The sequence below is a fragment of the Ancylobacter oerskovii genome, assembly GCF_018390555.1.
In the GTDB taxonomy this organism is placed as follows: domain Bacteria; phylum Pseudomonadota; class Alphaproteobacteria; order Rhizobiales; family Xanthobacteraceae; genus Ancylobacter; species Ancylobacter oerskovii.
In genome coordinates, this window is the sequence record NZ_JAHBGB010000002.1 from 587,793 (window position 1) to 608,511 (window position 20,719).

The window sequence follows — 20,719 nt, forward strand, 5'->3', positions numbered from 1 at the left end:
TCTGTTTCATGGCCTGACAAGTTGTGGACCGGACGCTATGAATTCGCCGGGCAGGCTGCAAACCCGACAAAATGGCCGCCCGACGCTCACCGATGAATCGTCGCTGCCGGAGCCTGGGAGGGCCAGCCTTGATGAGTGCGGAAAACGATCAGCCGCTTTGGACGCCGAGCGAGGCGCGTGTTGCGCGCAGCGCCGTCTTCGCCTTCATCCGTACCGTCAATGAACGCCACGGCACCCGGCTTGCCGATTATCGCGACCTGCATGCCTGGTCGATCGCCGAGCCCGCCGCCTTCTGGGAGGCGGTGTGGGACCTCGGCGAGGTGATCGGCGAGCGCGCCGGCCCCGCCCTCCGCGACGGCGAGCGCATGCCCGGCGCGGAGTTCTTCCCGCAGGCGCGGCTCAACTATGCCGAGAACCTGCTGCGCCCGCGCGATCCCGATAGCCTCGCCCTGGTGTTCCGCGGCGAGGACAAGGTGGAGCGTCGCGTCGGCTTCGGCGAGCTCACGGCGCTGGTCTCGCGCCTGCAGCAGGCGATGAAGGCGGCCGGCATCGGCATTGGCGACCGGGTGGCGGCCACCATGCCCAACATGCCGGAGACCATCGCCATAATGCTGGCGGCGACCTCGCTCGGCGCGATCTTCTCCTCCTGCTCGCCGGATTTCGGCGAGCGCGGCATTCTCGACCGCTTCAGCCAGATCGCGCCGAAGCTGTATTTCGCCGTCGACGGCTATTGGTATTCCGGCAAGCGGGTCGCCATCGGCGACAAGCTGGCCGCGGTGGTGCCGCATCTCGACAGCACGGTGAAGACCGTGATCGTCCCCTATCTCGGCGAGGCGGAGGAGGTGGCGGCGCGCCTGCCGAACGGCGCCTCGCTCGACGCCTTCATCGCGCCCTTCGCGCCGGCGCCGCTGACCTTCGAGCGAGTGCCGTTCAACCACCCGGTGTTCATCCTGTTCTCCTCCGGCACCACCGGCGTGCCGAAATGCATCGTGCATGGCGGCGGCGGCACGCTCCTGCAGCACATCAAGGAGCACCGGCTGCATTGCGACCTGCACCCGGGCGACCGGCTGTTCTACTTCACCACCTGCGGCTGGATGATGTGGAACTGGCTGGTGTCCGGCCTCGCCAGCAAGCTGGCGCTCTGCCTGTTCGACGGCTCGCCCTTCGCGCCCGGCCCTTCCGTGCTGTTCGACTATGCCGAGAAAGAAGGCTTCGCGCTGTTCGGCACCTCGGCGAAGTACATCGATTCGCTGCGCAAGGAGGGGCTGCGCCCGGTCGACACCCACGACCTGTCGAAGCTCAAGGCGATCACCTCCACCGGCTCGCCGCTGGCGCCGGCCGACTTCGCCTATGTCTATGAGGCGATCAAGCCCGATCTGCACCTCGCCTCGATCTCGGGCGGCACCGACATCGTCTCCTGCTTCGTGCTCGGCGATCCCACCGCGCCGGTCTATCGCGGCGAGATCCAGGCGCCCGGCCTCGGCATGGCGGTGGAGGTGTGGTCGGACGACGGCAAGCCGGTCGTCGGCGAGCGCGGCGAGCTGGTCTGTACCCGGCCCTTCCCCTGCATGCCGGTGATGTTCTGGAACGACAAGGACGGCGCCAAGTATCACGCCGCCTATTTCGAGCGTTTCGCCAATGTCTGGTGCCATGGCGACTTCGCGGAATGGACGTCTCACGGCGGCATCATCATCCACGGCCGCTCGGATGCGACGCTGAACCCGCAGGGCGTGCGCATCGGCACCGCCGAGATCTACGCCCAGGCCGAGCAGGTGCCGGAGATCCTGGAGGCCATCGCCATCGGCCAGGAGTGGGACAATGACGTGCGCGTGGTGCTGTTCGTGCGGCTGAAGGCCGGCGTCGCGCTGGACGCCGATCTCGACAAGCGCATCAAGACGCAGATCCGCGTCGGCGCCTCGCCGCGGCATGTGCCGGCGAAGATCGTCGCGGTGGCGGACATCCCGCGCACCCGTTCGGGCAAGATCACCGAGCTCGCGGTGCGCGAGGTGGTGCATGGCCGCCCGGTGAAGAACACCGAGGCATTGGCAAACCCGGAATCGCTCGACCTCTACCGCAACCTGCCGGAGCTGGCGAACTGAGCGCCCCGGGACCGGTTCCGTCATCACCCCGGCCGCGGCGAAGCGGAGAACCGGGGCGAACCAGAGCCGGGGCCGGCTCCATCCTCATCCCGGCCGCAGCGAAGCGGAGAACCGGGATCGCGCTTCGGTGTTTGCGCGATCCCGGATGGCCTTCCGGCCGTCCGGGATGACGTCCTCTTTCCAATGCAGCGCCCTCATCCTGAAGCTGGTGGAACGCGCTTATCCTGAGGCCAACGGAGCGCCCTCATCCTGAGGTGCGAGCGCAGCGAGCCTCGAAGGATGCTCGCCGAAGCGCGCCCGAAGGCCCCTCCTCCGAGGCCCGGCTGTCTCCGGGCGCCTCATCCTGAGATGGTTCGGGAGGAAGCGGGAAGCCGCGGGCCCGGCGCGACCGGCTCCCTCACCCCACATCGACCTCGGCTATTGCCGAGCTCGTTCTCTCTGAAAGTCAAACTCGGCAATAGCCGAGTTTGACGGAGAGGGGTGGGGTGAGGGGTCTACTTTACTTCCCCCTGCCGTCGCCACTCACCGACCCACTGCGCGGGCCGCCTCTCCGTCGCAACCGGAGGCGTCCGGTTTCGACCTTGCCGGAACCGAACTCGGCAACAGCCGAATTCCGGCGGGGAGAGGCAATCAACGAGGCAGGCGAGGTCGGCGAAATCGGAACCAGCCACTTTCGCAGGCGGAGGAGGTCGAACCCAGAGCCCCCAACACCCGCGCGTCCCCAACCCGCCGTCAGAAGCTGTCGAGGTGCTGGCGCGGCCGGCTCAGCCGTGCCAGCAGGATCACCGGGATCAGCCCCACCAGCACGATCAGCAGCGCCGCCAGGGCGCCGTCCTCATAGGAGCCGCGCGCGGCCTCGCCATAGACCTGGCTCGCCAGCGTCTCGAAGTTCAGCGGGCGCAGCATCAGCGTCGCCGGCAATTCCTTCATGCAGTCGACGAACACCAGCAGCGCCGCGGTGCCGAGCGCCGGGCGCAGCAGCGGCAGGTGGATGCGCCGCACCACCCCGCCCGGGGCCTCGCCGAGCCCCCGCGCCGCCATGTCGAGGCTCATGCCGACCTTCTCGTAGCCGGTCTCCAGCGCCCCGACGGGAATGGCGAGGAAGCGGATGACATAGGCGACGATCAGCGCCGCCCCCGAGCCGGAGACGATCAGCCCCGTCGCCGGCCCGCCGAGGGATTGCACCGTCGCCGAGACCAGGTTGTCGAAGCCGGCGAGCGGCACCAGCAGCCCCACCGCCAGCACCGTGCCGGGCACCGCATAGCCGAGCGCCGCGAAGCGCAGCAGCCGCGGGGAGCGCACCGTGCCGGTGCGGGCGGCGATCGCCAGCAGCAGGCCGCAGCCCAGCGCCAGCGCCGTGCCGATGCCGGCGAAGAGCGCGGTGTTCAGGGCTTCCGGCAGCAGCGTCTCCGGCAGGCCGCGGAACATGAAACGACCATAGGCGGCGTGGACGAGATGGCCGGCCGGCATCAGGAAGCCCAGTGTCACCGGGACGAGGCAGGCGAGGAAGGCGAGCGTGGCGCTGCCGGCCGAGAGTTGGCGGCGCATCGGCGGGCGGGCGCGGTTGCCGACATTGGCATGGCTGATATGCCGCCGCCCCCAGCGTTCCAGCATGACCAGCCCGATCATGATCACCAGCATGAACAGCGCGATCTGCGCCGCGCCGGGCAGGCTGGAGCGGTTCAGCCAGGTGGAATAGATCGACAGCGTCAGCGTCTGCACGCCGAGGAATTCCGAGGCGCCGATATCGTTCACCGTCTCCATCAGGGCGAGCGTCACGCCCACCGCAATGGCGGGACGGGCGAGCGGCAGCGCGATGCGGAAGAAGGTGGCGGTCGCCCCGTGGCCGAGCGTGCGCGCCGCGTCGAGCGCCGAGGCGGTCTGCACCAGGAAGGCCGCCCGCGCCGGCAGGTAGACGTAAGGGTACAGCACGAAGCCCAGCAGCACGATGCAGCCCGGCAGGCTCCGCACTTCCGGCAGCGGCAGGTCGCGCGGGCTGGTCATGCCGAGCGCGGCGCGGATCGCGGTGGGGATCGGCCCCAGCGGATGCACCGCGTCGACATAGACGAAGGCCTGGATGTAGGTGGGGATCGCCAGCGGCAGCAGCAGCGCCCATTCGAAGAAGCCGCGGCCGGGGAAGCGGCACACCGCCACCAGCCAGGCGGTGCCGGTGCCGAGCGTGCCGGCGATGATCCCCACCCCCAGCACCAGCAGCGCGGTGTCGGTGATCGCCACCGGCAGCACGTTGCGCACGATGTGCGGCCACAGGTCGCCGGTGCCGTGGGCGGCGGTGGCGATCAGCGCGGCGAGCGGCAGCAGCACCAGCCCGACGATGGCGAGCGCGCCGAGGCGCATGAGCCCGCCGGCCGCGCCGGCGATGCCGGAGACGCTGGAAGGCCGGTCGTTCGCCGGGGAACTCATCGCCAAGACGGCGTCACCACGCGCATCGTCCTCGAAACGGGAACGCGCCCGTCACCGGGACGGGCGCGCATATCTCGCGGCGCGACGCGCCGGAAGACGGGATCAGTTGTCGAAGCCGACCTTGTCGACGAGATCGGCCGCCTGCTTGCGATACTGGCCGATCTTGGCGATGTCCAGATTGTCGATCTTCAGCGGGCCGAAGGCGGCGATGATCGGGTCGACCGGCGAGCCGGCCACCACCGGATATTCGAAGTTCGCCCGGGCATAGACGTCCTGCGCCTCGTGCGAGACTAGGAATTCCATCAGCTTGAGCGCGTTTTCCTTGTTCGGCGCGTTCTTGGCGACCGAGGCGCCGGAGACGTTCACATTGGTGCCGCCGCCCTCGAAGGTCGGCAGGACGACGTTGATCGCCTCCGCCCACTTCTCCTGCTCGGGCCCGCCCTTGCCGGAGCGCATCAGCCCGACATAGTAGGAATTGGCGACGCCGAGGTCGCAGATGCCGGCGAGGATGTCGCGGGCATTCTCGCGGTCGCCGCCGGCCGGCTTGCGGGCGAGGTTGGCCTTGATGCCCTTCAGCCATTCCTCGGCCTTGGCCTCGCCGTGATGGGCGATGTAGGCGGCGATCAGCGCGGTGTTGTAGGGGTGCTTGCCGGAGCGGATGCAGATCTTGCCCTTCCATTCCGGCTTGGCGAGGTCCTCATAGGTGATGGCGTCGAGCTTCACCCGGTCCTTGGAGGCATAGACGACGCGCCCGCGCATCGACACCGCGAACCACTCGCCGTTCGCACCGCGCAGATTGGCCGGGATCGCCTTCTCCAGCACCTCGGACTTGACGTTCTGCGTCACGCCCTGCTCGACGAGGTCGAGCAGGTTGCCGATGTCGACGGTCATCATCACGTCGGCCGGCGAGGCGGCGCCCTCGGCCTTCACGCGCTCGGCGAGGCCGTCCTTGACGAAGACGGTGTTGACCTTCACGCCGGTCTTCTCGGTGAAGGCGTCGAACACCGGCTTGGCGAGCGCCGGCTCGCGGGTGGTGTAGACATTCACCACCTCTTCCGCGCTCGCGCCGAACGGCGCCAGTGCCGCCGCGGCGGCGACCAGCCCGCCCAGAATGGTACGCCGCGCCACGGTGCCGGCCAGCTTGGTCCTCATGCGTCGTCCTCCTCCTGGCGCGTCCGCCGGCTGCCGCCACGGCTGGAGCGGTAAGCGCCTGCCCAATGCGGCTGCGTTAGAAGAGGCCTGACGATGGGTCAATCAAAAGGTAAGTGATCGCAATAGTTTAGAAACACTCCAAATCTCTTGGGCCACGGAGCCGCGCCACGAAAAAGGCCGGTCTGACGACCGGCCTCGATTCGTCGAAGGCGACAGGCGCGATGCGCTCAGTCCAGCTCGCCGATGTGGTGCTGGGCGTAGAGCTGCACGCCGAGCCGGGCGATGAGGTCCAGCTGGGTCTCGAGGAAGTCGATGTGCCCCTCCTCGTCCGCCATCAGCTCCTTGAACAGGTCGCGGCTGGGATAGTCCTTCACCTCGTCGCAATAGGAGGCGGCTTCCTGATAGAGCGCGCGCGCCTCGATCTCGGCAGCGAGATCGCTCTCGATCACTTCCTTGATGTCCTGGCCGATGCGCAGCGGGTCGAGGACCTGCAGATTGGGGAAGCCCTCGAGGAAGAGGATGCGGTCGACGAACTTGTCGGCATGCTGCATCTCCTCGATGGATTCGGCGCGCCACTTGGCGGCGAGCTTCTTGAATCCCCAATTGTCGAGCATGCGGTAATGCAGCCAATATTGGTTGATCGCCGTCAGCTCCGAGCGCAGGCCGCGGTTGAGATATTCGATGACCTTGGTATCGCCCTTCATGGCCTTGCCTCTTGATTGGTACGCAATGGGTAAGCGCCATCTTTTTAGAATTATTCCAATCAAATGACAAGACGCGAATAAGCGCCCGCGCGACGGTTATCCCCGTGCGGTGGAACGGCCGCGACAGGGCGGAAAGGCTCGGCCGCACCGTCCCTGGCGAGACGGCGGCGATCCATGCGGGAACAGGAATTTGCGAAGGACGCGGCTATTCGGCCGGCAGCAGATTGGCCGGGACGAGGTCGGCGAGATCGCCGGCGTGCGGGTGGACATGCGCATGTTCATGCTCATGGGCGTGAACATGGTCCTTCACGGCGCAGTCCAGCGGGCAGGCGCCGCAGGCCGGGGCGGCGTTGATGTCGTCGATCAGCTTGCGGATGGTGCGGGCGCAGCGGCCGCATTGCGGGCTGCAGCCCAGGCAACGATACACCTGCCCCGCCGTACGCACGCTCGCCGCGGGATCGGAGATCGCGGCGCGGACCTGCGTATCGGACAGCACGTTACACGAACACACAATCATCGTGCGGCGGAACCAAGTGACGAGCTATTTAGAATAATTCTAAATTTCTGCCTGTACTTCTCTTCTCGCGTCAATCGGCGCCGGCGTCAATCGGGAAAACCCGATCGTGCGATCACAGGAACGAATATTCTGCTTTGTCCGGCCAAAGTTTTTAGAACTTCTAGTCTGTGAGCCCATCTCTTTATATGGATTCCAGACTGAAGACCCGCCGAACACTACCGGCATACATCGTCCTGCTGGCAGGCACCTACCGGGCCGGCGCGCCGGCATCCGCCGGCGCCGCCTGCATGCGGCACGACCGGATCCCCAAGAGCCCGGGGTACCCCTGCCACGCCGGGTGAAGGCCGCGGACCGGCCTCAGCCCTCTCCGACCTCGTCGGCATCGTGCACCAGCGTCGGACGGGCCGGGCCGGGAGCCGGCGCCACCGGGTCGCTGGAAAGCCGCGCGAACAGGAGGTGGTCCTGCCACACGCCGTTGATGCAGAGATATTCCCGGCCATAGCCCTCGCGGCGGAAGCCGACCTTCTGCAGCAGCCGGATCGAGGGCTGGTTGCTCGGCAGGCAGGCGGCCTCGATCCGCCGCAGCCCCAGCGTGCCATGCGCATAGGGCAGCAGCGCGCGCACCGCCGCGCCCATATAGCCCTTGCCGGCGAAGGGCGCGCCCATCCAGTAGCCGAGGCTCGCGGTCTGCGTCACGCCGCGCCGCACATTGGACAGCGACAGCCCGCCGAGCAGCACCCGGTCGGCGGCACGCAGCACGAGGAAGGGATAGGCATTGTCTTCCTTGAGGTCGCGGGCATAGCGGCGGATGCGACGGCGGAAGGCGCCGCGCGTCAGGTCGTGCGCCGGCCACAGCGGCTCCCAGGGCGCGAGGAAGCTGCGGCTTTCCTCGCGCAGGCTCGCCCAGGCGGCGAAATCCGACATTTGCGGCACGCGCAGCACAACCCCCTCGCCTTCGATCAGCGAGGGTGGATCCGGCCAGGAGACGCTGCGGAACAGGGCCATGGAGGTCGACGGAACGGTTAGCCAGACCCCAGACGTTCGGCGAAGCGGGCCGCGGATTCAAGAGGCTTTTGCGGCCCCAGCGCCGCGAAGGTCGGGCGCCCCCCGGCGATCAGCCGGCGGCCGGCCGCGCGGGCGTCCTCCAGCGTCACCGCCTCCACCTTGGCGACGATCTCCTCCAGCGGGATCGGCCGGCCGAAGGCCAGCATCTGCCGGGCGAGTTGGTCGGCCCGCGCACCGGAGCTCTCCAGCGCCGCTAGCAGCCCCACCTTGGCCTGCGCCTTGGCGCGGGCGAGCTCGGCCTCGGTGAGGGTTTCCACCGTCCCGGCGACCTCGTCGATGACGACATTGACCAGTTCGCCGAGGTCGCCGGCATCGGTGCCGGCATAGACGCCGAACAGGCCGGTATCGCCATAGCTCCAGTGGAAGGCATAGACGGCGTAGCAGAGGCCGCGCTTCTCGCGCACCTCCTGGAACAGCCGCGACGACATGCCGCCGCCGAGAATGTTGGTGAACACCTGCAGCGCATGGATGCCGGGATCGCGATAGGACAGGCCCTCGAGCCCGACCAGCACATGCGCCTGCTCGAGGTCGCGCCCGCCGCCGATCTCGACGCCGCCCTTGTACTCGGCCGCCACCGGTGCCGGCTTGTCGCCCCTGGGCAGGCCGGCGAGCCGTCGGCCGGCCTCCTCGACCAGTTGGTCGTGCTCGATCGCGCCGGCGCCGGCGACGATCGTCCGGCCGGTGCGGTAGTTGCGGTCGAGATAGGCGCGCAGGTCGTCCGGCCCGAAGGATTTCACGCTCGCCGGCGTGCCGAGGATGGAGCGGCCCACCGGCTGGCCGGGAAAGGCCCGCTCCTGGAACAGGTCGAACACCAGGTCGTCCGGCGTGTCGAGCGCGGCGCCGATCTCCTGGATGATGACATTGTGCTCGCGCACCAGCTCTTCGGGATCGAAGGCCGGCTCGGTGAGGATGTCGGCCAGCACGTCCACCGCCAGCGGCATGTCCTCGCCCAGCACCCGCGCATTGTAGGAGGTGTGCTCGACGCTGGTGGCGGCGTTGATGTCGCCGCCCACCGCCTCGATCTCCTCGGCGATGGCGCGGGCGGAGCGCCGGCGCGTGCCCTTGAACGCCATGTGCTCCAGCAAATGCGAGATGCCGTGCTCGCTCGGCACCTCGTCGCGCGAGCCCGCCCCCGCCCAGATGCCGAGCGAGGTGGTGGCGAGATGGCCCATCGTGTCGGTGATGACGGTGACGCCGTTCTCCAGCGTGGTGATGCGCGGCGCGTTCACGGGGGCGCCGCTCATGCCGCATCCGCCGCGATGCGGGCATGCGCCTCGATATAGGCGCGGATCGCCGCGATGTCGTTGGGCAGCGTCGGCGTGCGCTCGGGCCGCTCCATGAGGTCGGCGAGGTGCGGCGGCAGCGCCGGCCGCTCGCCGCAGGCCTTCTCCACCGCGTCGGGGAACTTGGCGGGATGCGCGGTCGACAGCACCACCTGCGGCACCTTGGGGTCGTGCTTCAGCTTCTCGGCGACCGCCACCGCGACGGCGGTGTGCGGATCGAGCAGATAGCCGGTCTCGGCCCGCACCCGGGCGATGGTGGCGGCGGTCTCGGCCTCGTCGGCACGGCCGGCGTCGAATTCGGCGCGGATCGCCGCCAGCGCCTCGTTGCGCGGCGAGAAGGAGCCGGACTGCGCCAGCGAGGCCATCAGGCCGCGCACCGCCCCGGCATCGCGGTCATGGGCGTCGAACAGCAGCCGCTCGAAATTCGACGACACCTCGATGTCCATCGAGGGCGAGGAGGACGGCTTCACCCCCGTCACCTCGTAGCGGCCGGTGGCCAGCGTGCGGGCGAGGATGTCGTTCACATTGGTGGCGATGGCGAGCCGGGCGACGGGCAGCCCCATCTGCTTGGCGACATAGCCGGCGAGGATGTCGCCGAAATTGCCGGTCGGCACCACGAAGGACACCGGCCGGTGCGGCGCGCCGAGCGCCACGCCGGCATAGAAATAGTACACCACCTGCGCGACGATGCGCGCCCAGTTGATGGAGTTCACCCCGGCCAGCGCCAGCCGGTCGCGGAAGCCGTGGTCGTTGAACAGCGTCTTCACATGAGCCTGGCAGTCGTCGAAGGTGCCCTCGACGGCGATGGCATGCACATTGGCGTCATCAACCGTGGTCATCTGCCGGCGCTGCACCTCGGAGACGCGCCCCGCCGGGTAGAGGATGAACACATCCGTCCGCGCCCGGCCGCGAAACGCCTCGATCGCCGCCGAGCCAGTGTCGCCGGAGGTGGCGCCGACGATGGTCGCGCGGGCATCCCGCTCGGTCAGCACATGATCCATCATGCGGCCGAGCAGCTGCATGGCGACGTCCTTGAAGGCGAGCGTCGGGCCGTGGAACAGCTCCAGCACGAAGCGGTTGGGCGCGATCTGCACCAGCGGCGTCGTGGCGACATGGCGGAAGGTGGCGTAGGCCTCCTCCAGCATCGGCGCCAGCACGGCGGGGGCGAAGGCGCCGTCCACGAAGGGGGCGATTACCCGGCCGGCGACCTCGGCATAGGAATGGCCGGCGAGGCGGGCGATGTCGGCGGGAGCGAGCGCCGGATAGGCCTCCGGCACATAGAGCCCGCCGTCGCGGGCGAGCCCGGCCAGCAACGCGTCGGAAAAGGCGAGCGTCGGCGCTTCGCCGCGTGTCGAGATATAGCGCAACCTCGCGCCTCCACTGGAAACGGTCGGGCGGCCCTGGGCCGCCGGAAAGCGCCGCAACCTAGTGGCGGCACGCCCGAGTGGCAAGCATCTCGGTTACCGCACCGCAAACGCCCCGCCGCGGCCCCAGGCCGAGGTCGCGCACTCATGAAAATTGTCGGTCTCCGGGGCGGGCTGCCGCGCGCAAGCAGGGTGTCGATTGGAGGCTTGTCCCCGAGACGGCGTGGACAGGGGTCTCCCGGAACTGCGGCAGGCTATGGCCACCGCCGATCGAGCGATTCCACTGGGCGCCGCGTCCTGACTGGGGCCCGGACTGGGGCTCTGCCGCGAGCGCACCCGACCGAACGGCTTCCCTACCCCCTCCGCCGACGCCACAGCACCGCCGCCCCCACGCCCGCCAGCGAGGCGGCGAGGCCGAACCAGGTCAGCGCATATTCCAGGTGCCGGTTCGGGAAGGCGATCCGCGTCATCCCGCCCTGCGGCCAGCCGCCGGGATTGCCCGCGCCATCGGCATCGATGAGGAAGGGCGCCACCCGCAGCAGGCCCTTGGCCTCGCCGATGGCGAAGGGATCGCGCACGAACCAGGCATCCTTGCCCGGGTCGTTCTGCGGGGTGAACAGCCCGCCCTCCTCCGGCATGCGGATCAGCCCGGTCACGTTCACCACGCCCTCGACCTGGCCTTCCGCGCGGCTGGCCGGCGGCTTCAGCCGCATCGGCACGAAGCCGCGATTGACGAGGATCGCCGCGCCCTCGGCGGTGACAAGCGGGGTGATCACCCAGTAGCCCGGCCCGCCGCCGCCGTCCGGCGTCTGGTCGGCCAGCGTGTAGACCTGCACCTCGAGGTCGTGGCGGAAGCGGCCGGCGACGCTTACCCGGCGATATTCGTCATCGTCGAAATCGACCGTGCCCCAGTCCTGCTCCTCGGGCGCCGGCACCGCCGCCTCGTGGATGCGGGCCTCCACCTTGGCGATGAGGCTCTCTTTCCAGGCCAGCCGCTCCAGCTGCCAGACGCCGAGCGACACCAGCACCGCAAAGGCGAGGCCGCTGGCGATCAGCCCGATAACCCGGCCGCGCTTCATCGGGCGGCGGGCCGGGGAGGCAGGCTCGCTCACGGTTCACCCTTGTCGAGCCGGCCCTGCTCCGCCTTCTTGGCATATTGCAGGGCGATCAGCGTCGCCTTCAGCGGGCGCAGCAGGCCGAGCGTCGAGATCAGCACCAGCGGCGTCCAGAGGATGGCGTGCACCCAGAGCGGCGGCGCGAAGCTGATCTCGACCCACAAAGCGAGGCCGACCACCAGCGAGCCGGCCGCGAGGATGATGAACACCACCGGCCCGTCGCCGGAATCGTCGAAGCTGTAGTCGAGCCCGCATTGGGTGCAGGCCGGGGCCACGGAAAGGAAACCGGCGAACAGCTTGCCGCGGCCGCAGCGCGGGCAACGGCAGGCAAGGCCCGCGGCATAGGGCGAGACGCCGGTATGGAAGGGTTGCAGGTCCATTCTCGTCTCTCCGTCGTCTTGCCGGCGCAGGCGGGCCGGCCTCCGTTCCTGCCGCACGGGCGGGTGTCGCCCGGGCATCGCGCCGGGTCCCGGCGGCCGGCAGGGTCGTCCCCATCAGCGTCCCGTCCCGCCGGGGCGGCACGCGCGCCCGGACGGCGCGAGGCATTTCGGGCGGCCGGGGCCGGGCCCGGACATCACGCCCGCCGCCGCGCGGGGCAGGCTCTCTGGCGGGCACCGGCGGCGTGGAAGGCCGGCGGGGCGAAAACGCGAACGGGGCGGCCCCAGCCGCCCCGCCGAAATCTGTCGGATGCGCCGCTCAATGCGCCGCGACGGTACCCGCACCCCACACATAGATGAAGGTGAAGAGGAACAGCCAGACCACGTCGACGAAGTGCCAGTACCAGGCCGCCGCCTCGAAGCCGAAATGCGCGGTCGGGGTGAAGTGGCCGGCATAGATGCGCCCGAGGCACACGGCGAGGAAGATGGTGCCGACGATGACGTGGAAGCCGTGGAAGCCGGTCGCCATGAAGAAGGTGGCGCCGTAGATGTTGCCCGAGAAGGCGAAGGTGGCGTGGCTGTACTCGTAGGCCTGCAGCGAGGAGAACAGCACGCCCAGCGCCACCGTGCACCACAGGCCCCACTTCGCCTGCTGGCGGTCGCCATGCACCAGCGCGTGGTGCGCCCAGGTGAGCGTGGTGCCGGAAGTGAGCAGGATCAGCGTGTTCAGCAGCGGCAGGTGCCAGGGATCGAAGGTCTCGATGCCCTGCGGCGGCCAGTGCCCGCCGGTAAATTCGGCGCGGGTGTAGTTGATGGCTTCGCCGGCGAACAGCGAGGCGTCGAAGAAGGCCCAGAACCAGGCGACGAAGAACATCACCTCGGAGGCGATGAACAGGATCATGCCGTAGCGCAGATGCAGCTGCACCACCCGCGTGTGGTAGTGCTGCTGGCCCTCGCGGATCACGTCCCGCCACCACACGATCATGGTGTAGACCACGCCCAGCATGCCGGCGATCATCACCAGCACGGTGAGCTGACCATGCATCCAGAACACCGCGCCCACCGCCATGACGAAGGCGAAGACGGAAATCACGAACGGCCACGGGCTCGGATCGACGAGGTGGTAGTCGTGTTGCTTGGCGTGGGCCTCGGCCATGGGTCGCGCTCTCCGTTCCGTCTTATTCCTAGCGGTCCGACTTTGCGGCCGCAATGTGTCGTTCTGCCTCTAGGTCACGGCCCAGCTGCGGCGTATCCGCCCGCCGGGCCGGGTCCCGCAAGCCCTCGCCCTCCCGCAATGCCGGATGGCAGCTGCGGAGAGGCTCCGGCGGGTCGGGCCCTCTTCCATCGGCCGGAGGCTGCCCGGGCGATGGAGGAAGGTCCTGGGTTCCGGCCGCGCCGGCCGCGAACCGGCGCCGGCATGGCCGGGGCGTCCCGCCGCGGCGCTTGCCCATCGACCGGACGCCGCCCGGTCGATGGGCAAGCGCCTAGAGCGGGGACTTCTCCGCCGCGTCCGGCTGCCGCCGCGCCGCCGCATCCGGCATCGCGACATGGGCCTTGGCGAAGAAGGTGTAGGACAGGGTGATGGTCTTCACGCCGGTGGCGTCGGGGTCGGCGGCCAGCGCCGGGTCGACGAAGAACACCACCGGCATGTCCAGCGTCTCGCCCGGCTGCAGGGTCTGGTCGGTGAAGCAGAAGCACTGCATCTTGGCGAAGTGGTAGCCCGCCTGGCCGGGGGTGACGTTGTAGCTCGCGGTCGCCGTCACCGGCTTGGGGCCGATATTCTCCACCTTGTAGAAGATGAGCCTGGTCTCGCCGAGCTTCACGGTCACCGAGCGCTGCTCGGGGGCGAAGCGCCAGGGCAGGCCGGGCGCGACATTGGCGTCGAAGCGCACCTCGATCTCGCGGTCGGAGGTGGCGGCGGGCGCGCTGGCCGCGACCTGGGTGGTGCCGCCGAAGCCGGTCACCTGGCAGAACAGCTGGTAGAGCGGCACGGCGGCATAGGCGGCGCCCACCATCAGCGCCACGAAGGCCACGCAGCCCGCCGCCACCCATCCGTGCCGGCGCGCATTCGCGCCGCCCGCGGGGACGGGCGCGCGTTCCGGGTGGGGCGCGGGGCTGTCGCTCATCCTCGCCTCACAGCGGCCGGATCAGCACGGCCGGGCCGAGCTTCACGATGGTGACGATATAGAACAGCACGCACAGCGCGCCGAGCACCACGGCGATGGCGACGGAACGCGAGCGCCGGCGGCGGCGCTGCTCCTCGGTCAGCACCACGCCGTCGGCCGGCGCCTGCCCGTCCGGCCGGCCCTTCGCGTCCGGCGACGCCTTGCGCGGGTGGGAATCCTGTCGGTGGGGATCCTGTCGGTGCGTATCCCGCGGCGTGCTGTCTTGCTCGGCCATGGAGAGGCTTCCTTGCGCCATCGGCTCAGATCCCGAGCCCGGAGAGCCAGGACGGCACATGCAGCGCCTCGACCAGCAGCACCGCGAACAGCGTGAAGAGGTAGAGGATCGAGAAGCCGAACAGCTGCTTGCAGGCCTTGATGGCGGGTGCCCCCTCGCGCAGGCGGTACACCTTCACGGCAAGCGCCAGCATCATCGCCCCGGTGACGCCGGAGACGACGCCATAGGCGAGGCCGGCCATGCCGAGGAACCAGGGCGACATGGCGAGCGGCACCAAGAGCAGCGTGTAGAGCAGGATCTGCCGGCGCGTCTCGTCCGGGCCGGACACCACCGGCAGCATCGGCACGCCGGCGCGGGCATAGTCGTCGGCCTTGTAGAGCGACAGCGCCCAGAAATGCGGCGGCGTCCAGAAGAAGATGATCAGGAACAGGATCACGCTTTCGAGGCCGATGCCGCCCGAGGCGGCGGCCCAGCCCACCATGGGCGGGAAGGCGCCGGCGGCGCCGCCGATCACGATGTTCTGCGGCGTCGAGCGCTTCAGCCACATCGTGTAGATGACGGCATAGAAGAAGATGGTGAAGGCCAGCAGCGCCGCCGACAGCACGTTGACCAGCAGGCCGAGCACCAGCACCGAGCCGACCGACAGCGTCATGCCGAAGGCGAGCGCCTCGCCGGGGGTGACGCGGCCGGCGGGCACCGGCCGGCGCTTGGTGCGGCTCATCACCGCGTCGATGTCGGCGTCCCACCACATGTTGAGCGCGCCGGAGGCGCCGGCGCCGATGGCGATGCACAACAGCGCGGTGAAGGCGATCACCGGATGCACCTCGCCCGGCGCGCGCAAGATGCCCACCAGCGCGGTGAACACGACGAGCGACATCACCCGCGGCTTGAGCAGCGCGACATAGTCGGACACCGAGGCATAGGACGGCCCGTCGAGCGGGCGCTCCTCGGCGGCGGTGAGGTCGTAATCGCGCGATGCGACGTCGGTCATGTCGTCACTCCAGCGCCGCGCGCGGCGGCGCCTGCGGCTTCATCGCGCCGCGCAGGGCGGCGCCTTCGTCTTCTACCGGACGGGCCGCGAAAGGCGAACCCGTCCGGGCATTCCGGTACTCACTTGATGCGCGGCAGCACGTCGAAGTGATGGTAGGGCGGCGGCGAGGGCAGCGTCCATTCCAGCGTCGTCGCGCCTTCGCCCCACGGATTGGCGCCGGCCGGTACCTTGGCGGCGAACATGCGGTAGATGCCGAACAGGAACACCAGCACCGCGAAGCCCGAGATGTAGGAGCCGATCGAGGAGACGAAGTTCCAGCCGGCGAAGGCGTCGGGATAATCGGCATAGCGGCGCGGCATGCCGGCGAGGCCGAGGAAGTGCTGCGGGAAGAACACCAGGTTCACGCCGACGAAGGTCAGCCAGAAATGCAGCTTGCCGATGGTCTCGGAGTACATGTAGCCGAACATCTTCGGCGCCCAGTAGTACCAGCCGGCGAAGATGGCGAACACCGCGCCCAGCGACAGCACGTAGTGGAAGTGGGCCACCACGTAATAGGTGTCGTGCAGCGAGCGGTCGATGCCGGCGTTGGACAGCACCACGCCGGTGACGCCGCCCACCGTGAACAGGAAGATGAAGCCGAACGCCCACAGCATCGGGGTGCGGAACGAGAGCGAGCCGCCCCACATGGTGGCGATCCAGGAGAAGATCTTCACGCCCGTCGGCACGGCGATGATCATGGTCGCGGCGACGAAATAGGCCTGGGTGCCGGAGGACAGGCCCACCGTGTACATGTGGTGCGCCCACACCACGAAGCCGACCACGCCGATCGCCACCATGGCATAGGCCATGCCGAGATAGCCGAACACCGGCTTCTTCGAGAAGGTGGCCACGATGTGCGAGATGATGCCGAAGCCCGGCAGGATCAGGATGTACACTTCGGGGTGGCCGAAGAACCAGAACAGGTGCTGGAACAGGATCGGGTCGCCGCCGCCGGCCGGGTCGAAGAAGGTGGTGCCGAAATTGCGGTCGGTGAGCAGCATGGTGATGGCGCCCGCCAGCACCGGCAGCGACAAGAGCAGCAGGAAGGCGGTGACCAGCTGCGACCAGGCGAAGAGCGGCATCTTGTGCAGCGTCATGCCCGGGGCGCGCATGTTCAGGATGGTGGTGATCAGGTTGATGGCGCCGAGGATCGAGGAGGCGCCGGCGATGTGCAGCGAGAGGATCAGGAGGTCCATGGCCGGGCCGGGATGGCCGAGCTTGGAGGAGAGCGGCGGGTAGATGGTCCAGCCGCCGCCGAAGCCGTTGGAGCCGGCGGCGCCCTCGACGAACAGGGAGAGGATGGCGAGCGCGAAGGCCGGCGGCAGCAGCCAGAAGGCGACGTTGTTGATGCGCGGGAAGGCGGTGTCCGGCGCGCCGATCATCAGCGGCACGAAATAGTTGCCGTAGCCGCCGATCATCGCCGGCATCACCATGAAGAAGATCATGATGAGGCCGTGGCCGGTGGTGAACACGTTGAAGGTCTGCGGATCGGAGAAGATCTGCATCCCCGGCTCCTGCAGCTCCATGCGGATGCCGATGGAGAGCGCGCCGCCGACGATCCCCGCCACGATGGCGAAGATCAGGTACATCAGGCCGATGTCCTTGTTGTTGGTCGAATAGACCCAGCGCTTCCAACCCGTCGGGTCGCCACCGTGCGCATGACCGGCTGCATGTGTCGCCATAGATCCGTCCCTCACTCGCGCGCTTGCACGCGCTTCTTAAATCCCAGAGCCTGACGTCCGCCGTCCCGTCAGCGGGCCGCCGGCAGCTGCGCGTTCTCGTTGGCGGCGACGCGGGCCGGCGCCTCGGCCGCCGCGAACTTCTTCTTGGCGTCCTCGACCCAGGCGGTGAAGTCCGCCTCGCTCACCACCCGGATGGCGAGCGGCATGAAGGCGTGGTCCTTGCCGCACAGCTCGGAGCACTGGCCATAATACACCCCCTCCTTGGTCGCCTGGAACCAGCTCTCGTTCAGGCGGCCCGGCAGGGCATCGATCTTCACGCCGAAGGAGGGCACCGCGAAGGAATGGATCACGTCGGCGGAGGTCACCTGGATGCGCACGGTCTTGTTCACCGGCACCACCACCTCGTTGTCGACGGCGAGCAGGCGCGGCTGGCCGGGTTGCAGGTCGGCTTCCGCCACCATCAGGCTGTCGAAGCCGAACGGCCCGTTGTCGGGATATTCATAGGACCAGTACCACTGGTGCCCGGTCACCTTCAGCGTCAGGTCCGCCTTGGGCAGGTCGAGCTGCAGGAACAGCAGGCGGAAGGAGGGAATGGCGATCGCCACCAGGATCAGCACCGGCACCACCGTCCACAGCACCTCGATGAGGGTGTTGTGGGTGGTGCGCGAGGGCACCGGGTTGGCCTTCTCGTTGAACTTGAACGCCACCACCGCCATCAGCACCGCCACCAGCACCACCACCGCGACGATGATGGCGAGCAGGAAGTGGTGGAAGGAGTGGATGTTCTCCATCACCGGGCTGGCCGCGCCCTGGAAGTTCACCTGCCAGGGCGAGGGCTGGCCGGTGCCGGCGAAAGCCGCGCCGGCGAGGCCCAGCAGGCCGGCGGCCGCGCCCGCGACGCCCGCCCCGGCGCGCAGGGCGGGGCTGATCCAGTTACGGCTGGTCCGATTAGCGCTCGTCCGCCCGTTCATTGCGATCGTCACTCCCCTCGACGCCCAGTCTTCCCGGCGGCCGCGTTGAGGCAGGCCAGCCGGTCACATTTGATCTTCATCAAACACAAAATGACCCACCGGGCAACGAAACAACCACCTCTACCTCTGCGACAAGACGTCGGGTGGCTGGAACCGTTCCATCTCCGGCGCCGGCCGGCGACAGGGGCTTGAAAGCAACGTGAAGGCAGGAAAATCGGCAAGCCGCCGCCGCATTCTTGACATCGCGCGGAAGCCTAGTAACCCCCTTGCCCGAGCGGGGGACCCGATCGGGTCCGGGAGGGTCGCCATCGCCGTCGCGGCGATTCGCCCTTTCTTCACCCCTCGTTATTATCGTCGTCCCGGGTTTCGCCCGAATGACCAATCCTGATTGGGAGACAAGGCCCATGCGCGGCTTCCCGGCCCTCCACCCTGCCATATTGGCGCTGCTCCTCCTCGTCGGCGTTGCCGGCGGCTCGGCGCATGCCCAGGGCGTCGTGCGCTCGGTGCACGGCGAATGGCAGATCCGCTGCGACACGCCGCCCGGCGCCCAGTCCGAGCAGTGCGTGCTGCTGCAGAGCGTGCAGGCCGACGACCGGCCGAATGTCGGCCTCACCGTCATCGTGCTGAAGACCGCCGACGGCCAGAGCCGCCTCCTGCGCGTGCTCGCCCCGCTCGGCGTGCTGCTGCCCTCCGGCCTCGGGCTGAAGATCGACAACACCGATGTCGGCCGCGCCGGCTTCGTGCGCTGCGTGCCCAATGGCTGCGTCGCCGAGGTGGTGCTGGACGACAAGCTCACCCAGCAGCTGCGCAACGGCCAGAACGCCACCTTCATCGTGTTCCAGACCCCGGAAGAGGGAATCGGCATCCCGCTCAGCCTCAAGGGGTTCGGCGAGGGATACGACGCCCTGCCGTGACGGGCGAGGCGATGGCTCCCGGCACGCCCGCCCCTCCGGGCCGGCCGCCCGTGCGGCTCGTCATCTTCGACATGGACGACGTGCTGCTGCATTACGACGTGGCCGCGCGCCAGCAGGCGATCGCCGAGCTGGCCGGCCTCAGCCTGGCGGATGTCGCGCGGCTCATCTGGGAGGACGGCATCGAGGATGCGGCCGATGCCGGGAAGCTCGATGCCGACGCCTATCTCGCCGCCCTCTCGGCCGCGCTGCGCGTGCCGTTCGGCCGGCCGGAATGGGCGCGCACGCGCGGCCTCGCCATGACGCTGTTCCCGCAGGTGGTGGATCTGGCGCTGCGCGTGGCCCGGCGCACCCCGATCGCGCTGCTCACCAATAACGGGCACATCATGAAGGAGCATTTCGACCTTCTGGTGCCCGGCCTGCGCGAGGTGTTCGGCCCGGCCATGCATGTCGCCGCCGAGTTCAACACCAAGAAGCCGGATCCCGACATCTATCGCCGCCTCGCCGCGCTCTACGGCGCCGCGCCGCAGGAAGCGGTGATGATCGACGACAAGCAGGTGAACATCGACGGCGCCCGCGCCGCCGGCCTCCACGCCCACCGCTTCACCGACGCCGCCGGGCTGGAGAGGTTTCTCGCCGGACTCTCTCTTATATAGAGTGCGTCCCCCCGAGGGACGTCACTCCCGGAGCCGCCGATGCCCGAACTGCCCGAAGTCGAAACCGTCCGCCGCGGCCTCGCCCCGGTGATGGAGGGCATGCGGCTAGTCGAGGCGGTGGCCCGGCGCCCGGACCTGCGCTGGCCGCTGCCGGAGCGCTTCGCCGAGCGGCTCGCCGGCCGGCGCGTCGCCGGGCTGGGGCGGCGGGCGAAATATCTGGTCGCCGACCTCGAGGCGGCAGGGCCGCACCCCGCCGAGGCGCTCGTCATGCATCTCGGCATGTCCGGCTCCTTCCGCATCGAGCTGCCGGAGACGGAGGCGCAGTTGCCCGGCGGCTTCGCCCTCCCCCGCTCCAAGGCGGCGGCGCATGATCATGTCGAGTTCGGCTTCGAGAGTGGCGCCCGCATCGTCTACAACGACCCGCGCCGCTTCGGGGCCATGCTGCTGGTGCCGCGCAACGAGCTGGAACAGCATCCGCTGTTCCGCGACCTCGGGCCGGAACCGCTCGGCAATGCCTTCGACGCCGCGACGCTGGCGGCGGCCTGTGCCGGGCGCCGCTCGCCGATCAAGGCGGTGCTGCTCGACCAGACCGTCGTCGCCGGGCTCGGCAACATCTATGTCTGCGAGGCGCTGCACCGGGCGGGAATCGCCCCGGACCGGCCGGCGGCCAGCCTCGTCGGCCCCATCGGACCGCCGGACGAGGAAATCGTTCCCACGCGACACCCCACCGGACCGGTCGAACGGCTCGTCGCGACGATCCGCGAGGTGCTGGAGGAGGCGATCCGCGCCGGCGGCTCGACCCTGCGCGACCATGCGCAGGTCGACGGCACGCTCGGCTATTTCCAGCACACCTTCCGCGCCTATGGCCGCGCCGGAGAGCCTTGCCTCACGCCGGGCTGCGGCGGCGCGATCGAGCGGTTGGTCCAGGCCGGGCGCTCCACCTTCCATTGCAGGGAATGCCAGAAATAGGGA

The 20,719-nt window shown here is 69.0% G+C and carries 19 protein-coding genes; 4 read left to right on the forward strand and 15 right to left on the reverse strand.

Going from position 1 to position 20,719, the window contains the following annotated elements; all coding sequences use genetic code 11:
* Window positions 1-131: 131 nt before the first annotated feature.
* Window positions 132-2,099 carry an acetoacetate--CoA ligase gene (locus tag KHC19_RS03030; RefSeq protein WP_213350526.1) on the forward strand — a complete coding sequence of 656 codons (1,968 nt, stop codon included), beginning with the start codon at window positions 132-134 and terminating at the stop codon, window positions 2,097-2,099.
* 732 nt (window positions 2,100-2,831) lie between these two features.
* Here KHC19_RS03030 and KHC19_RS03035 read toward each other — a convergent pair.
* The 15 genes from KHC19_RS03035 to coxB all read right to left on the reverse strand — a co-directional run bounded on the left by KHC19_RS03035 (window position 2,832) and on the right by coxB (window position 18,180).
* On the reverse strand, window positions 2,832-4,520 hold the full coding sequence (locus tag KHC19_RS03035) for an ABC transporter permease (protein ID WP_213351023.1): 1,689 nt from the start codon (window positions 4,518-4,520) through the stop codon (window positions 2,832-2,834).
* 102 nt (window positions 4,521-4,622) lie between these two features.
* Window positions 4,623-5,672, reverse strand: coding sequence for a Fe(3+) ABC transporter substrate-binding protein (locus tag KHC19_RS03040; RefSeq protein WP_213350527.1), 1,050 nt, complete (start codon window positions 5,670-5,672; stop codon window positions 4,623-4,625).
* 227 nt (window positions 5,673-5,899) lie between these two features.
* Window positions 5,900-6,376: a bacterioferritin gene (bfr, locus tag KHC19_RS03045; RefSeq protein WP_213350528.1), complete on the reverse strand. Its 477-nt coding sequence runs from the start codon at window positions 6,374-6,376 to the stop codon at window positions 5,900-5,902.
* 205 nt (window positions 6,377-6,581) lie between these two features.
* Window positions 6,582-6,893: a (2Fe-2S)-binding protein gene (locus KHC19_RS03050; RefSeq protein ID WP_213350529.1), complete on the reverse strand. Its 312-nt coding sequence runs from the start codon at window positions 6,891-6,893 to the stop codon at window positions 6,582-6,584.
* A gap of 357 nt (window positions 6,894-7,250) precedes the next feature.
* The gene (locus KHC19_RS03055; protein ID WP_213350530.1) at window positions 7,251-7,898 is read right to left on the reverse strand and encodes a GNAT family N-acetyltransferase; all 648 of its coding nucleotides are present in this window, start codon (window positions 7,896-7,898) and stop codon (window positions 7,251-7,253) included.
* A 17-nt stretch (window positions 7,899-7,915) separates the two neighbouring features.
* The gene (locus KHC19_RS03060; RefSeq protein WP_213350531.1) at window positions 7,916-9,202 is read right to left on the reverse strand and encodes a M16 family metallopeptidase; all 1,287 of its coding nucleotides are present in this window, start codon (window positions 9,200-9,202) and stop codon (window positions 7,916-7,918) included.
* Window positions 9,199-10,608, reverse strand: coding sequence for a threonine synthase (gene thrC / locus KHC19_RS03065; RefSeq protein ID WP_213350532.1), 1,410 nt, complete (start codon window positions 10,606-10,608; stop codon window positions 9,199-9,201). Before thrC ends, KHC19_RS03060 begins: the two co-directional genes overlap by 4 nt.
* A 350-nt stretch (window positions 10,609-10,958) precedes the next feature.
* On the reverse strand, window positions 10,959-11,717 hold the full coding sequence (locus KHC19_RS03070) for an SURF1 family protein (protein WP_343207636.1): 759 nt from the start codon (window positions 11,715-11,717) through the stop codon (window positions 10,959-10,961).
* A complete protein-coding gene (locus KHC19_RS03075; RefSeq protein WP_213350533.1) occupies window positions 11,714-12,100 on the reverse strand; it encodes a DUF983 domain-containing protein in 387 nt (128 codons plus the stop codon). The genes KHC19_RS03070 and KHC19_RS03075 overlap by 4 nt, the downstream gene beginning before the upstream one ends.
* A gap of 316 nt (window positions 12,101-12,416) precedes the next feature.
* Window positions 12,417-13,253: a cytochrome c oxidase subunit 3 gene (locus tag KHC19_RS03080; protein ID WP_213350534.1), complete on the reverse strand. Its 837-nt coding sequence runs from the start codon at window positions 13,251-13,253 to the stop codon at window positions 12,417-12,419.
* Window positions 13,254-13,581: 328 nt separating this feature from the next.
* Entirely contained in the window at window positions 13,582-14,223 is a 642-nt protein-coding gene (locus KHC19_RS03085) for a cytochrome c oxidase assembly protein (protein ID WP_213350535.1), read from the reverse strand.
* Window positions 14,224-14,230: 7 nt separating this feature from the next.
* Window positions 14,231-14,497: a hypothetical protein gene (locus KHC19_RS03090; protein WP_213351064.1), complete on the reverse strand. Its 267-nt coding sequence runs from the start codon at window positions 14,495-14,497 to the stop codon at window positions 14,231-14,233.
* Between the two features lie 25 nt (window positions 14,498-14,522).
* Complete coding sequence (locus KHC19_RS03095; RefSeq protein WP_213350536.1) at window positions 14,523-15,488, reverse strand: heme o synthase; 966 nt, start codon at window positions 15,486-15,488, stop codon at window positions 14,523-14,525.
* Between the two features lie 119 nt (window positions 15,489-15,607).
* Window positions 15,608-17,209, reverse strand: a complete 1,602-nt coding sequence (gene ctaD, locus KHC19_RS03100) for a cytochrome c oxidase subunit I (protein ID WP_213350537.1) — start codon at window positions 17,207-17,209, stop codon at window positions 15,608-15,610.
* A gap of 68 nt (window positions 17,210-17,277) precedes the next feature.
* Window positions 17,278-18,180, reverse strand: coding sequence for a cytochrome c oxidase subunit II (gene coxB / locus KHC19_RS03105; protein ID WP_213350538.1), 903 nt, complete (start codon window positions 18,178-18,180; stop codon window positions 17,278-17,280).
* Between the two features lie 404 nt (window positions 18,181-18,584).
* Between coxB and KHC19_RS03110 the strand changes: the two genes are divergently transcribed.
* The 3 genes from KHC19_RS03110 to mutM are packed head-to-tail and all read left to right on the forward strand — an operon-like array spanning window position 18,585 to window position 20,716.
* Window positions 18,585-19,094, forward strand: a complete 510-nt coding sequence (locus KHC19_RS03110; protein WP_213350539.1) for an invasion associated locus B family protein — start codon at window positions 18,585-18,587, stop codon at window positions 19,092-19,094.
* A 50-nt stretch (window positions 19,095-19,144) separates the two neighbouring features.
* Window positions 19,145-19,747, forward strand: coding sequence for an HAD-IA family hydrolase (locus KHC19_RS03115; RefSeq protein ID WP_343207637.1), 603 nt, complete (start codon window positions 19,145-19,147; stop codon window positions 19,745-19,747).
* A gap of 39 nt (window positions 19,748-19,786) precedes the next feature.
* A complete protein-coding gene (gene mutM, locus KHC19_RS03120; protein ID WP_213350540.1) occupies window positions 19,787-20,716 on the forward strand; it encodes a bifunctional DNA-formamidopyrimidine glycosylase/DNA-(apurinic or apyrimidinic site) lyase in 930 nt (309 codons plus the stop codon).
* Window positions 20,717-20,719 lie beyond the last annotated feature (3 nt).

What these genes read in the sequence shown, in the direction of transcription:
- KHC19_RS03030 (WP_213350526.1), top strand. Translation starts at nt 132, where the DNA reads ATGAGTGCGGAAAACGATCAGCCGCTTTGGACGCCGAGCGAGGCGCGT.
- KHC19_RS03035 (WP_213351023.1), bottom strand. Translation starts at nt 4,520, where the DNA reads ATGAGTTCCCCGGCGAACGACCGGCCTTCCAGCGTCTCCGGCATCGCC.
- KHC19_RS03040 (WP_213350527.1), bottom strand. Translation starts at nt 5,672, where the DNA reads ATGAGGACCAAGCTGGCCGGCACCGTGGCGCGGCGTACCATTCTGGGC.
- bfr (WP_213350528.1), bottom strand. Translation starts at nt 6,376, where the DNA reads ATGAAGGGCGATACCAAGGTCATCGAATATCTCAACCGCGGCCTGCGC.
- KHC19_RS03050 (WP_213350529.1), bottom strand. Translation starts at nt 6,893, where the DNA reads ATGATTGTGTGTTCGTGTAACGTGCTGTCCGATACGCAGGTCCGCGCC.
- KHC19_RS03055 (WP_213350530.1), bottom strand. Translation starts at nt 7,898, where the DNA reads ATGGCCCTGTTCCGCAGCGTCTCCTGGCCGGATCCACCCTCGCTGATC.
- KHC19_RS03060 (WP_213350531.1), bottom strand. Translation starts at nt 9,202, where the DNA reads ATGAGCGGCGCCCCCGTGAACGCGCCGCGCATCACCACGCTGGAGAAC.
- KHC19_RS03075 (WP_213350533.1), bottom strand. Translation starts at nt 12,100, where the DNA reads ATGGACCTGCAACCCTTCCATACCGGCGTCTCGCCCTATGCCGCGGGC.
- KHC19_RS03080 (WP_213350534.1), bottom strand. Translation starts at nt 13,253, where the DNA reads ATGGCCGAGGCCCACGCCAAGCAACACGACTACCACCTCGTCGATCCG.
- KHC19_RS03085 (WP_213350535.1), bottom strand. Translation starts at nt 14,223, where the DNA reads ATGAGCGACAGCCCCGCGCCCCACCCGGAACGCGCGCCCGTCCCCGCG.
- KHC19_RS03090 (WP_213351064.1), bottom strand. Translation starts at nt 14,497, where the DNA reads ATGGCCGAGCAAGACAGCACGCCGCGGGATACGCACCGACAGGATCCC.
- KHC19_RS03095 (WP_213350536.1), bottom strand. Translation starts at nt 15,488, where the DNA reads ATGACCGACGTCGCATCGCGCGATTACGACCTCACCGCCGCCGAGGAG.
- ctaD (WP_213350537.1), bottom strand. Translation starts at nt 17,209, where the DNA reads ATGGCGACACATGCAGCCGGTCATGCGCACGGTGGCGACCCGACGGGT.
- coxB (WP_213350538.1), bottom strand. Translation starts at nt 18,180, where the DNA reads ATGAACGGGCGGACGAGCGCTAATCGGACCAGCCGTAACTGGATCAGC.
- KHC19_RS03110 (WP_213350539.1), top strand. Translation starts at nt 18,585, where the DNA reads ATGCGCGGCTTCCCGGCCCTCCACCCTGCCATATTGGCGCTGCTCCTC.
- mutM (WP_213350540.1), top strand. Translation starts at nt 19,787, where the DNA reads ATGCCCGAACTGCCCGAAGTCGAAACCGTCCGCCGCGGCCTCGCCCCG.